This is a genomic window from Pseudomonas sp. 910_23 (assembly GCF_052850795.1).
The window spans coordinates 165,912-178,762 of the sequence record NZ_VXCZ01000008.1; the positions used below are offsets into that span (position 1 = coordinate 165,912).

General features: G+C 61.1%; 13 protein-coding genes. 4 read left to right on the forward strand and 9 right to left on the reverse strand.

What is annotated here, in order from left to right; all coding sequences use genetic code 11:
- Nucleotides 1-98: 98 nt before the first annotated feature.
- The 5 genes from FW800_RS12335 to dadA all read right to left on the reverse strand — a co-directional run bounded on the left by FW800_RS12335 (nt 99) and on the right by dadA (nt 4,134).
- Nucleotides 99-509, reverse strand: coding sequence for a c-type cytochrome (locus FW800_RS12335; RefSeq protein ID WP_032878737.1), 411 nt, complete (start codon nt 507-509; stop codon nt 99-101).
- Between the two features lie 181 nt (nt 510-690).
- Entirely contained in the window at nt 691-1,239 is a 549-nt protein-coding gene (locus FW800_RS12340; RefSeq protein WP_005792468.1) for a cupin domain-containing protein, read from the reverse strand.
- Between the two features lie 116 nt (nt 1,240-1,355).
- A complete protein-coding gene (gene alr / locus FW800_RS12345) occupies nt 1,356-2,429 on the reverse strand; it encodes an alanine racemase (protein WP_005792469.1) in 1,074 nt (357 codons plus the stop codon).
- Between the two features lie 78 nt (nt 2,430-2,507).
- On the reverse strand, nt 2,508-2,861 hold the full coding sequence (locus FW800_RS12350) for a RidA family protein (RefSeq protein ID WP_446437726.1): 354 nt from the start codon (nt 2,859-2,861) through the stop codon (nt 2,508-2,510).
- The gene (gene dadA, locus FW800_RS12355) at nt 2,833-4,134 is read right to left on the reverse strand and encodes a D-amino acid dehydrogenase (RefSeq protein WP_103734162.1); all 1,302 of its coding nucleotides are present in this window, start codon (nt 4,132-4,134) and stop codon (nt 2,833-2,835) included. Before dadA ends, FW800_RS12350 begins: the two co-directional genes overlap by 29 nt.
- A gap of 156 nt (nt 4,135-4,290) precedes the next feature.
- On the opposite strand from dadA, the gene FW800_RS12360 reads away from it, so the two are divergent.
- A complete protein-coding gene (locus tag FW800_RS12360; RefSeq protein ID WP_003176896.1) occupies nt 4,291-4,779 on the forward strand; it encodes an Lrp/AsnC ligand binding domain-containing protein in 489 nt (162 codons plus the stop codon).
- 5 nt (nt 4,780-4,784) lie between these two features.
- Here FW800_RS12360 and FW800_RS12365 read toward each other — a convergent pair whose 3' ends face one another.
- On the reverse strand, nt 4,785-5,138 hold the full coding sequence (locus FW800_RS12365) for a YkgJ family cysteine cluster protein (protein WP_005792472.1): 354 nt from the start codon (nt 5,136-5,138) through the stop codon (nt 4,785-4,787).
- Between the two features lie 115 nt (nt 5,139-5,253).
- Between FW800_RS12365 and FW800_RS12370 the strand changes: the two genes are divergently transcribed.
- Complete coding sequence (locus FW800_RS12370) at nt 5,254-6,546, forward strand: NAD(P)/FAD-dependent oxidoreductase (protein WP_122732998.1); 1,293 nt, start codon at nt 5,254-5,256, stop codon at nt 6,544-6,546.
- On the opposite strand, the gene FW800_RS12375 is transcribed toward FW800_RS12370, so the two are convergent.
- On the reverse strand, nt 6,547-6,771 hold the full coding sequence (locus FW800_RS12375) for a DUF1127 domain-containing protein (protein WP_446437727.1): 225 nt from the start codon (nt 6,769-6,771) through the stop codon (nt 6,547-6,549). It lies immediately after the preceding gene.
- Between the two features lie 166 nt (nt 6,772-6,937).
- Between FW800_RS12375 and FW800_RS12380 the strand changes: the two genes are divergently transcribed.
- Both FW800_RS12380 and FW800_RS12385 read left to right on the forward strand, forming a co-directional pair.
- Nucleotides 6,938-8,362 carry an aminotransferase-like domain-containing protein gene (locus tag FW800_RS12380; RefSeq protein ID WP_103734160.1) on the forward strand — a complete coding sequence of 475 codons (1,425 nt, stop codon included), beginning with the start codon at nt 6,938-6,940 and terminating at the stop codon, nt 8,360-8,362.
- 62 nt (nt 8,363-8,424) lie between these two features.
- Nucleotides 8,425-9,993 (forward strand): phospholipase D family protein, encoded by a 1,569-nt coding sequence (locus tag FW800_RS12385; RefSeq protein ID WP_081883358.1) that lies wholly within the window; start codon nt 8,425-8,427, stop codon nt 9,991-9,993.
- A gap of 11 nt (nt 9,994-10,004) precedes the next feature.
- Here the strand turns inward: FW800_RS12385 and FW800_RS12390 are convergent, their stop codons facing one another.
- Nucleotides 10,005-11,147: an MFS transporter gene (locus FW800_RS12390; protein WP_446437728.1), complete on the reverse strand. Its 1,143-nt coding sequence runs from the start codon at nt 11,145-11,147 to the stop codon at nt 10,005-10,007.
- A 149-nt stretch (nt 11,148-11,296) separates the two neighbouring features.
- Nucleotides 11,297-12,790: an aldehyde dehydrogenase gene (locus tag FW800_RS12395; protein ID WP_032878725.1), complete on the reverse strand. Its 1,494-nt coding sequence runs from the start codon at nt 12,788-12,790 to the stop codon at nt 11,297-11,299.
- Nucleotides 12,791-12,851: the final 61 nt, after the last annotated feature.

Consider the following 12,851-nt stretch of genomic DNA (forward strand, 5'->3'; position numbering starts at 1 on the left):
AGCTTGCCGGGTCTTTGCTGCAATGAACAGCCTCTAAACATAAATCGCGAGCACAAAAAAGCCGCTCGTAAGCGGCATTTTTGGCGAAGATCGTCTGATTACAGGCCGGACATCTTCTTGATGGCGCCTTTGAGGTCTTCATCCGAGCAATCAGCGCAGGTGCCTTTGGGTGGCATGGCGTTGATACCGGTGATGGCCTTGGCCAGGATGCCATCGAGGCCGCCCTGGTGGTCGGCGCGTTCTTTCCAGGCGGCGGTGTCGCCAACTTTCGGCGCACCCAAGAGGCCAGTACCGTGGCACGCGTTACAGTGCTTGGCGATAATCTCGTCCGGTGTTTTCGCACCGCCACCGCCCGCTGCCACGGCCACTTCCATGCCCTTGCATTCCTGGCCCTGGACGCAAACCTGGCCCACAGGCTCCAGGCGCTTGGCAATGTCATCATTGGTCGCAGCTTGAGCGCTGACAGCCCATAGGGCCAGTACGGTTGCTGGTGCAGCCAGCATTTTCATAATTAGGTTCACGCGTTCACCCTCAATGGTGGCTATTCACGCCTGCGGCCACGGTTTCGCAGGCGGCGAAAGTATAACGGTTAGCCCGGGCTGCCGAAACAACCCTATTAAATAAAGGGAGATACGGCCACACGGATACAGCTATGGGAGCCTCTGCAACGCTGGCAGGGCGCCTCTTTTGTTAAAAGTTCGCGGGCGTGGCTGCGCTGATTAGTCGCGCCGGCACATCGAACGGGTTGCGAAAACGATGGGGCTTGGTGCTTTCAAAGTAGTAGCTATCGCCAGCTTCGAGCACAAAAGTTTCAAGACCGACCACCAATTCCAGGCGACCTTCCAGCAGAATTCCGGTTTCCTCGCCCTCATGGGTGAGCATTTCTTCGCCCGTGTCGGCGCCCGGCGGGTAAATTTCGTTGAGAAAGGCGATGGCCCGGCTCGGGTGCGCCCGGCCCACCAGTTTCATGGTGACGGCACCGTCAGAGATGTCGATCAGCTCATTGGCTTTATAGACGATCTGCGTCGGTATTTCCTGGAGGATCTCCTCGGAAAAGAACTCGACCATGGACATGGGGATACCGCCCAGCACCTTGCGCAGGGAGCTGATCGAGGGGCTGACGCTGTTTTTCTCGATCATCGAAATGGTGCTGTTGGTGACGCCCGCGCGCTTGGCAAGCTCGCGCTGGGAAAGACCTTTGAGTTTACGGATGGATTGCAGTCGTTCGCCGACGTCCAATGCAGGAGCCTCCTAGGATTCAGGCTTTGTTGTAATTGAGCGTTATCATGGCGACAGCGTTCAGTATTTACAACACTTGGGCCTAAATCCCGGGCAGCTGCATTCGTATCCGGCCATCAAGCGCCGCAATAGAGCCTGGGCACCCGGCGCAGGTTGCAGAAAATCTGGTAGGGAATGGTATCGGCAGCAGTGGCGACGTCACTGGCGAGGATGTTCTTGCCCCACAACTCCACGGTTGAACCAAGGCCCGCCTGGGGTAAGTCGGTGAGGTCGACACACAGCATGTCCATGGACACGCGCCCCAGCAGTTGGCTGCGCTGGCCCGCCACCAGCACCGGCGTACCGGTTGGCGCGTGGCGGGGGTAACCGTCGGCATAGCCCATGGCAACCACTCCGATGCGCATCGGCTTGGGCGTGACAAACCTGGCGCCATAGCCCACGGGTTCGCCAGCCGGCAGTTCGCGTACACAAATGATTTTGGACTCCAGGGTCATCACCGGCTGCAACCGTGCGGCAAAGGCCTGGTCTTCGCCAAATGGCGTTGCGCCGTAGAGCATGATGCCTGGGCGTACCCAATCGCTGGCCACGCCTGGCCAGCCTAATACAGACGGGGAGTTACGCAGGCTGACTTCGGCAGCCAAGCCTTGGCGAGCTGCTTCGAATACCGTGACTTGTTCGTTGCTGCTGACGCAATCGAGCTCATCGGCGCGGGCAAAATGGCTCATCAACACGATCTTCGCGACTTTGCCGCTGGCCAGCAGACGCTGGTACGCCTCTTGATAATCCTTGGGATGCAAGCCGACACGGTGCATGCCCGAGTCCAGCTTGAGCCACACGGTCAGCGGTTTGCTCAGTTTGGCCTGTTCGATGGCCTCAAGCTGCCACAACGAATGCACCACACACCACAAATCCTGTTCGATGATCAGCGGCAACTCGTCCGCCTCAAAAAAGCCTTCCAGCAACAGCACTGGCGCGCGAATGCCGGCGGCACGCAGTTCCAGGGCTTCCTCGATGCACGCCACGGCAAACCCGTCGGCTTCGGTTTCCAGTGCCTGGGCCACACGCACGGCACCATGGCCGTAGGCATCGGCCTTGATCACGGCGAGCGCCTTGGCCCCCGTGACTTCACGGGCCAATTGGTAGTTGTGGCGCAGGGCTTGAAGGTCGATCAGGGCACGGGCTGGACGCATGGCGGCAGGCTTCTAGGCAGCAAGGTGAAGAAAAACCGGTGCCGACCAACAACGTCGGCGCCGGGAGAGGGATCGTTGCTAAGGCAGCGCCGCCACGACGGACAGCTCTACCAGGATTTGCGGCTCGCACAATTTGGCTTCAACCGTGGCACGGGCCGGAGCGACGCCTTTGGGCAGCCACTTGTCCCACACCGCGTTCATGCCGGCGAAGTCGGCGTCAATATCCTTCAGGTCGATGGTCACCGACAGCAACCTGGACTTGTCGGTACCGGCCAGGTCCAGTAAACGCTCGATATTGACCAGGGTTTCACGGGTCTGCTGTTCAATCCCGGCACTCAGGTCGTCGCCGACTTGCCCGGCCAGATACACGGTACCGCTGTGAACCACGATCTGGCTCATGCGCTCATTGGTGAGCTGGCGCTGGATTGACATGTTGTGCGGACTCCTGGTGATTGCCATAACGGGAAATATCGAGGCCGGCGGCGCTGATCTGCGGCGTTTTCTTTGCCATCAGGTCGGCCAGCAAGCGGCCAGAGCCACAGGCCATGGTCCAGCCGAGCGTGCCGTGACCGGTATTCAGGAACAGGTTCTTGAATGGGGTGGCACCGACAATCGGCGTGCCGTCGGGTGTGGTCGGACGCAGACCGGTCCAGAAACTGGCTTGGGCCAAATCGCCGCCCTGAGGATAAAGGTCGTTGACGATCATCTCCAGGGTTTCACGTCGACGTGGATTCAGCGACAGGTCAAAACCGGCTATTTCAGCCATGCCGCCGACACGAATACGGTTGTCGAAACGGGTGATCGCGACCTTGTAGGTCTCATCGAGAATGGTCGAGGTGGGCGCCATTGCCGGGTTGGTGATCGGCACGGTCAGCGAGTAGCCCTTGAGCGGGTAAACCGGTGCCTTGATCCCCAGGGGCTTGAGCAGCTTCGGCGAGTAACTGCCGAGGGCCAGTACATAGCGGTCGGCGGTTTCCAGCTTGCCGTCGATCCACACGCCGTTAATGCGATCACCGGCGTAATCGAGGCGCTGGATGTCCTGCTCGAAACGGAACTCCACGCCCAACTGCTTGCACATCTCGGCCAGCCGCGTAGTGAACATCTGGCAGTCGCCCGTCTGGTCATTCGGCAGCCGCAAAGCACCGGCGAGGATATCCGTAACGCTGGCCAGGGCCGGTTCAACACGGGCAATACCGGCGCGATCAAGCAGTTCGAACGGCACGCCGGACTCTTTCAACACCGCGATATCCTTGGCGGCACCGTCAAGTTGGGCCTGGGTGCGGAACAGCTGGGTCGTACCGAGGCTGCGGCCTTCGTAGGCAATGCCGGTCTCGGCACGCAATTCGTCGAGGCAGTCGCGGCTGTACTCGGACAGGCGCACCATGCGCTCCTTGTTCACGGCATAGCGGCTGGCCGTGCAGTTGCGCAGCATCTGCGCCATCCACAGGTATTGATCGATATCGGCGGTTGCCTTGATCGCCAGCGGCGCGTGGCGCTGCAGCAACCACTTGATAGCCTTGAGCGGCACACCCGGCGCGGCCCATGGCGAGGCGTAGCCAGGGGACACCTGGCCGGCGTTGGCGAAACTGGTTTCCATGGCAGCGGCAGGCTGACGGTCGACCACCACGACATCGAAGCCGGCCCGCGCCAAATAGTAGGCACTGGTCACCCCAATGACACCGCTACCCAAGACCAGAACGCGCATTTTTATATCCTCATCACGGGCTTAGCCGCTGACGTGTGTTATTCGAGCAATGATGGACGCAGTGTAAAAAACAATCACCAGTGCATTTCACTATATAAATGCCTATATTTGGCGACAATTCTTGGCAAAAACCCTTTTCACAGAGGCGTATCCCCTATGCGTACCAACACCCAGACCAAGCGGGAGCTGGACAAGATCGACCGCAATATCCTGCGCATCCTGCAAACCGACGGGCGCATTTCGTTCACAGAGCTGGGGGAAAAGGTCGGGCTGTCCACCACTCCCTGTACCGAGCGGGTGCGGCGCCTGGAGCGCGAAGGGATCATCATGGGCTACAACGCGCGGCTCAACCCGCAGCATTTGAAAGGCAGCCTGCTGGTATTTGTCGAGATCAGCCTGGATTACAAGTCTGGCGACACCTTTGAGGAATTTCGCCGCGCCGTGCTGAAACTGCCTCATGTGCTGGAGTGCCACTTGGTATCAGGGGACTTCGACTACCTGGTGAAAGCGCGTATCTCGGAGATGGCTTCGTACCGCAAACTCCTGGGCGATATCCTGCTCAAGTTGCCCCATGTGCGCGAATCCAAGAGCTATATCGTGATGGAAGAGGTGAAGGAGAGCCTGAACCTGCCGATCCCCGATTGACTCAGTCAGACCAGCACTTGCCGGGTACTCGCCATGTACTCATGGATCTGCTTCTCGACACGCGGATGAATCAGCTCAACCGGTCGGCGCCCATTGGGGCATGGCAAGGTCTTGGTGGTGCCGAACAGGCGACAGATCAGTGGCCGCTCGTCATACACCGTGCACCCATGGGGCCCCAGGTGCACGCAGTTCAGCTCATCCATGGCGGCCTCCTGCTCGGCGGCCGTCTTGCGTGGCAGGCGCGACATTTCCTCAGGCGAAGTGGTCACCGGCCCACAGCAGTCATGGCAACCCGGAACACATTCAAATGAAGGAATCTGTCTGCGCAGCGCGCTGACTTTCTGACTGTTGCAACTCATCGAAACACATACCCAACGGCGAATAGGCGTGGATTCTGACGCAAAACGCAGCGCGCAGACAGCTTCATCGGACCGCTGTATCCTGCGTCAAATTTTCCAAACAGGGAGGCTCCCCATGACCGCCAGCGCCAGGCATACCGCGTCCTACTACGCCGCCAGCAGCGTGCCGCACCCCGAGTACCCGGCGTTGACAGGCGAGCTGCGCGCCGATGTATGCGTGATTGGCGCGGGGTATTCCGGGCTCAACACGGCTTTGGAGCTGGCCGAGCGCGGCTTCAGCGTGGTGGTGCTGGAAGCGCGCAGAATCGGCTGGGGCGCCAGCGGGCGTAATGGCGGCCAGTTGATTCGCGGCGTCGGCCACGGGCTGGATCAGTTCGCGTCCGTGATCGGCAGTGACGGCGTGCGCCAGATGAAGCTGATGGGGCTGGAAGCCGTGGAGATCGTGCGTGAACGCGTAGAACGCTTCCAGATTCCCTGCGACCTGACCTGGGGCTACTGCGACCTGGCCAACAAACCCCGTGATTTGCAGGGCCTGGCGCAAGATGCCGAAGAACTGCGCAGCCTGGGCTACCGCCACGAGGTACGCCTGCTGCAAGCCAGCCAGATGAGCAGCGTGATCGGCTCCGAGCGCTATGTGGGTGGCATGATCGACATGGGCTCTGGTCACCTGCACCCACTGAACCTGGCGCTGGGCGAGGCGGCCGCCGCGCAGCAGTTGGGCGTGAAGTTGTTCGAGCAGTCTGAAGTGACGCGCATCGACTACGGCCCCGAAGTCAAGGTGCACACCGCCCAGGGCCACGTACGTGCCAAGACCCTGGTGCTGTGCTGCAACGCCTACCTGAATGGGCTCAACCCGCAGTTGAGTGGCAAGGTCCTACCGGCCGGCAGCTACATCATCGCCACCGAGCCCTTGAGTGAAGCGCAAGCGACCCGCCTGCTGCCGCAGAACATGGCCGTGTGTGACCAGCGCGTGACGGTGGACTACTTCCGCCTGTCCGCCGACCGCCGCCTGTTGTTCGGCGGCGCCTGCCACTATTCCGGACGCGACCCCAAGGATATCGGCGCCTATATGCGACCGAAAATGTTGCAGGTATTCCCGCAACTGGCCGACGTGAAGATCGACTACCAGTGGGGCGGCATGATCGGCATCGGCGCCAACCGCCTGCCGCAGATCGGCCGGTTGGCGGATCAACCCAATGTGTATTACGCCCAGGCTTACGCGGGTCACGGCCTGAATGCCACGCACCTTGCGGGCAGGTTGCTCGGCGAAGCCATCAGCGGCCAGCAACAGGGGCGTTTCGACCTGTTCGCTCAGGTGCCGCACATCACCTTCCCCGGTGGCAAACACTTGCGTTCACCGCTGCTGGCGCTGGGGATGCTCTGGCACCGCCTCAAAGAACTGGTGTGATCAACTGCGCCAGAACGGCTTCAAGCCTTCCTGGCGCGCCTGTTCAGCGGTCAAACCCACGTCCAGCAGCTGCTCGCGGGTCAGCGTAAGCAACGCCTTGCGCGTGTGACGACGGTGCCAGAACAGGCTCCAGCGGCTGCCGACAGGCGCAGTCGTTGCCCGCTCCTGCCCTGCTTCCAGTTCTTGGCCGTGTAGCGCCAGCCGCACATCGCTCATGCCGTTCATTTTGCTGCCCCTCGTTGGCTTGTTGCATTGAGTGACTAGGATGGGGGCACGGGCAAAACCATTACAGATCCAGCCTGTTTTTATTAAATCCATACAGATACTGCCTATGGATGGCTGAATCCTGTATTTTCACTCTATCTGTACTGGTCTATCAGGAGCGGCCGCCATGACCCTTTACGTCAACCTCGCTGAATTGCTCGGCACTCGCATCGAACAAGGCTTCTATCGCCCCGGCGATCGCTTGCCCTCGGTGCGAGCCTTGAGCGTGGAGCACGGGGTCAGCCTGAGTACCGTGCAGCAGGCCTATCGGTTGCTGGAAGACAACGGCCTGGCAATGCCCAAGCCCAAGTCCGGTTACTTTGTACCCGCCGGTCGCGAGCTGCCGGCCCTGCCCGAGGTAGGCCGCCCGGCCCAACGGCCGGTAGAGATCTCCCAGTGGGACCAGGTGCTTGAGCTGATTCGCGCGGTACCCCGCAAAGACGTCATACAGATGGGCCGTGGTATGCCAGATGTATTGTCACCCACCCTGAAACCTTTGCTGCGCAGCCTGGCGCGGGTGAGTCGTCGCCAGGATCTGCCGGGCCTGTATTACGACAACATCCTTGGCTGTATGGAATTGCGCGAGCAAATCGCTCGACTGTCGCTGGACTCCGGCTGCCAACTGACCGCTGAAGACATTGTGATCACCACCGGCTGCCATGAGGCGCTGTCGGCCAGCATCCGGGCGATCTGCGAGCCCGGCGATATTGTTGCGGTGGACTCGCCCAGCTTCCACGGCGCCATGCAGACCCTCAAGGGCCTGGGCATGAAAGCCCTGGAAATCCCCACCGACCCGATCACCGGCATTAGCCTGGAAGCGCTGGAACTGGCGCTGGAACAGTGGCCGATCAAAGTCATCCAGCTCACGCCCAACTGCAACAACCCGTTGGGCTACATCATGCCGGAGGCGCGCAAACGCGCACTGCTAACACTCGCGCAGCGCTATGACGTGGCAATCATCGAAGACGATGTGTATGGCGAACTGGCCTACAGCTACCCACGCCCGCGCACCATTAAATCCTTCGATGACGATGGCCGCGTGCTGCTCTGCAGCTCATTCTCGAAAACCCTGGCACCCGGGTTACGCATTGGCTGGGTGGCGCCGGGGCGCTACCTGGACCGGGTGTTGCACATGAAATACATCAGCACAGGCTCTACCGCCACCCAGCCGCAGATTGCGATTGCCGAATTTCTCAAAAACGGCCATTTCGAACCGCATTTGCGCCGGATGCGCACGCAATACCAGCGCAATCGCGACTTGATGCTCGACTGGGTGAGCCGCTACTTCCCGGCAGGCACGCGCGCCAGTCGGCCCCAAGGCAGCTTCCTGCTGTGGATCGAACTGCCGGAGGGCTTCGACACCTTGAAGCTCAATCGCGTGTTGGTGGAACAAGGCGTGCAAGTGGCCGTAGGCAGCATCTTTTCTGCCTCCGGCAAATACCGTAACTGCCTGCGTATGAACTATGCCGCCAAGCCAACCCCGCAGATTGAAGAAGCGGTGCGCAAGGTCGGCGCCGCCGCGCTCAAGATGCTGGCAGAGACGCTGCACTGACCTTTCGCCGGAAAAGGCCGTCATATATCGATAACCGCCCTGACCTGGAAGCAGCTCCCTTGATAATTCGACGGCTATTACCGTTTTTGCTGTTGGGCACCTTGGCCCTGGGCGGCTGCGCCACGGTCGACACACCGCGTATTCCCAGCGATGCCCTGCCGGCGAACGGCTCCTCGTTCGGTCGCTCGATCCAGGCCCAGGCGGCGCCGCACCAAGGGCGCTCGGGTTTTCGCTTGCTGCCCAACAGCAGTGAAGCCTTCATGGCTCGCGCCGAGCTGATCCGCAACGCCCAATCCAGCCTCGATTTGCAGTACTACATCGTTCACGACGGCATCAGCACGCGTATGCTTGTGGACGAACTGCTCAAGGCCGCCGACCGCGGTGTGCGTGTGCGCATCCTGCTGGACGACACCACCAGCGACGGCCTCGACCAAATCATCGCCACCCTCGCCGCCCACCCCAAAATCGAAATTCGCCTGTTCAACCCCCTGCATTTGGGCCGCAGCACCGGCGTTACACGCGCCATGGGCCGTGTATTCAACCTGTCGCTGCAACATCGGCGCATGCACAACAAACTGTGGCTGGCGGATAACAGCGTGGCCATTGTGGGCGGGCGCAATCTGGGGGACGAATATTTCGACGCCGAGCCCAACCTGAACTTCACCGATATCGACATGCTCAGCGTCGGACCGGTGGCAGAGCAACTGGGTCACAGTTTCGATCAGTACTGGAACAGCGCACTGAGCAAACCTATTGATGAGTTTGTCTCGAAGATGCCCTCCAAAATCGATCTGGCCGTCGCCCGCGGGCGCCTGGAAGCTTCATTGGCGCAATCGCGTCAGCAGAACCACGCCCTGTATAACCGCCTGCGTACCTACCAGACCCGACCACGTATGGACATCTGGCGCCGTGAGCTGATCTGGGCCTGGAATCAGGCGCTGTGGGACGCACCGAGCAAGGTGCTGGCCAAGGCTGATCCGGACCCGCAGTTGCTGCTCACCACCCAACTGGCCCCGGAGCTGGAAGGGGTCAGCCGTGAACTGATCATGATTTCGGCGTACTTCGTTCCGGGGTCGCCCGGGCTGGTGTACCTGACGGGTCGGGCCGACGCAGGGGTGTCAGTGAGCCTGCTGACCAATTCCCTTGAAGCCACTGACGTACCGGCCGTGCACGGCGGTTACGCGCCCTATCGCAAGGCACTGCTGGAGCATGGGGTCAAACTTTATGAGCTGCGCCGACAACCAGGCGACCCCAGTGCCAGCAGTGGCCCGCACCTGTTTCGTCGAGGCAGCCTCTACGGCTCCGATTCGAGCCTGCACAGCAAGGCAATGATCTTCGATCGCGAGAAGTCATTTATCGGCTCGTTCAATTTCGACCCGCGCTCGGTGCTGTGGAACACCGAAGTCGGCGTGCTGGTGGACAGCCCTGAACTGGCGGAGCATGTGCGCAACCTGGCGCTGGAAGGTATGGCGCCGACGCTGAGCTACGAGGCGAAATTGCAGGATGGCAATGTGGTGTGGGTCACCGAGGACAACGGGCAATTGCACACCCTGACCCGCGAGCCCGGCAGTTGGTGGCGCCGTTTCAATGCTTGGTTCGCCACGTCAGTTGGCCTGGAACGTATGCTTTAAGCCAAAGAAGTTCAGGCAGGCTGCGCTGCTCCAAACGCCCCTTGGCGCAGCAACAGCACCACCAGCCCCAACGCCCCCGCCGCCATCAGCAATGGCAGTGCATGACCGCTGACCCATTGGCTGCCCGCACCCGCCACCAGCGGCCCGATCAGGCAGCCAATGCCCCACAGCTGCGCCACGTGGGCGTTGGCACGCACCAACGCATCATCACGGTAGCGCTCGCCAATCAAAATCAGCGACAGGGTAAACAACCCACCCGCGCTGGCGCCGAACAGCACCCACACCGGCCAGATCAGCAGTGTGTGCATCAACAACGGCACCGCCAGGCTCGACGCCAGCAACAGCAGCGCACACCCCAGGAACAACGTGCGGCGCGGCAAGTAATCGGCCAGGGCGCCAATGGGCAATTGCAGCAGCGCATCACCCACGACCACTGTGCTGACCATCGCCAAGGCAATCTCGGCAGTGAAGCCCTGTTGCAGGCAGTACACCGGCAACAGCGTCAGAATCATCGCTTCGAATGCGGCGAATAACGCCACCGCCCAGGCAATCGCCGGCAAGCTCAGGCAAAAGCGCCACAGCTCGCTGAACGTCACGCCGAACGCATCAGCCGTCGGCGCCCCGGATCGCCCCAGCAACAGCAGCGGCGCCACTACCAAAAGGCCGACGCCCACCCAGAACCCGTAATCATGATCGGTGCCCATCAGGCCCAGCAGCAAGGGTCCCGACAGCTGGCTCAAGGCATAAGTGCAGCCATACAGCGCCACCAGACGGCCGCGCCACTGCTCGACCACCAGTTGGTTGATCCAGCTTTCACCCAGGATAAATACGATGGTCAGGATCACCCCGATCATCAACCGCAGCACCAGCCACACCGGGTAGCTGGGCAGGATCGCCAGCAAACCGATAGACAGCGCCCCGGCCCACAGGCACAGGCGCATCAGGTTGGCAGTGCCGAGCCAGGACGCCATTCGGCTGGAGACCTTGGCACCCAGCAATACGCCGAATGCCGGCATCGCCGCCATCACGCCAATGGCGAAGCTGCCGTAGCCCCAGCCTTCAAGACGCAGGGATACCAACGGCATGCTCACGCCCAAGGCCAGGCCAACGCTGAGTACCGATGCCAGAACGGCGAAATAAGTCGCCCAACGCATTGCCACGCTCCTGTGGATAATTTACGGGTCGCACAAAACAGTGTGGGAGGGGGCTTGCTCCCGATAACGGTGGGCCAGTCACCACATGCAGTGGCTGACACCCAGCTATCGGGGGCAAGCCCCCTCCCACATTTGGCCTGCAGTGCTGCTTAGAGTTTGATCCAGGTCGCCTTCAGCTCGGTGTACTTGTCGAACGCATGCAGCGACTTGTCGCGGCCATTACCCGACTGCTTGAAACCACCAAACGGTGCGGTCATGTCGCCGCCGTCGTACTGGTTAACCCAGACGCTGCCGGCACGCAGGGCCTTGGCCGTCAGGTGCGCCTTGGAGATATCCGCCGTCCATACCGCTGCGGCCAGGCCGTATTGGGTGTCGTTGGCAATGGCGATGGCTTCTTCGGCGCTGTCGAAAGTGAGCACCGACAGGACCGGGCCAAAGATCTCTTCCTGAGCGATCTTCATGGCATTGGTCACGCCGTCGAAAATAGTTGGCTCGACGTAGGTGCCACCGGTTTCTTCCAGTGTGCGCTTACCGCCAGCGACCAGCTTGGCACCGTCAGCATGACCGGACTCAATGTAGGACAGCACGTTGTTCATCTGCTGCGTATCCACCAGCGCACCCACGTTGGTGGCTGGGTCCAGTGGGTTGCCCGGCTTCCAGCCTTTGAGCGCCTCGATCACCAGCGGCAGGAAGGTGTCCTTGATGGAACGCTCCACGAGCAGGCGCGAACCGGCAGTGCAGACTTCACCCTGGTTGAAGGCGATGGCACTGGCCGCAGATTCGGCGGCGGCTTGCAGATCCGGCGCATCGGCAAACACAATATTAGGGCTCTTGCCGCCCGCCTCCAGCCACACACGCTTCATGTTTGATTCGCCGGAGCGGATCAGCAGTTGCTTGGCGATCTTGGTGGAGCCAGTGAACACCAACGTATCCACGTCCATATGCACCGCCAGGGCGTTACCCACCGTGTGGCCATAGCCTGGCAATACGTTGAACACGCCTTTTGGAATGCCGGCTTCGACGGCCAGGGCGGCGATACGGATGGCGGTCAGCGGGGATTTTTCGGACGGTTTGAGGATCACCGAGTTACCGGTGGACAACGCCGGGCCGAGTTTCCAGCAGGCCATCATCAATGGGAAGTTCCACGGCACGATGGCGCCGACCACGCCGACTGGCTCGCGGGTCACCAGGCCCAGTTGATCATGAGGGGTGGCCGCGACTTCGTCGTAGATCTTGTCGATTGCCTCACCGCTCCAGCTCAGGGCATTTGCCGCACCGGGAACGTCGATGTTCAGGGAGTCGCTGATCGGCTTGCCCATGTCCAGGGTTTCAAGCAGTGCCAACTCTTCGGCATTGGCCTTGAGCAGCGCGGCGAAACGGATCATGGTGGCTTTGCGCTTGGCCGGCGCCAGGCGCGACCAGACACCGGAATTGAAGGTGGCGCGGGCGTTTTCCACGGCGCGCTGGGCGTCAGCCGCGTCACAGCTGGCGACAGTGGCCAGCAGACGACCGTCGACCGGGCTGATGCATTCGAAGGTGTCACCGGAAACGGCGGCGGTGTATTCGCCATTGATGTAGGCGCGGCCTTCGATCTTCAGATCCTTGGCGCGTTGTTCCCAGTCGGCACGGGTCAGGGTGGTCATGCGAGTGTCCTCCTCTTATTGAATAGAGGGCCAGGCGGGTGTCCCCCCGGCAGCCTCAAAG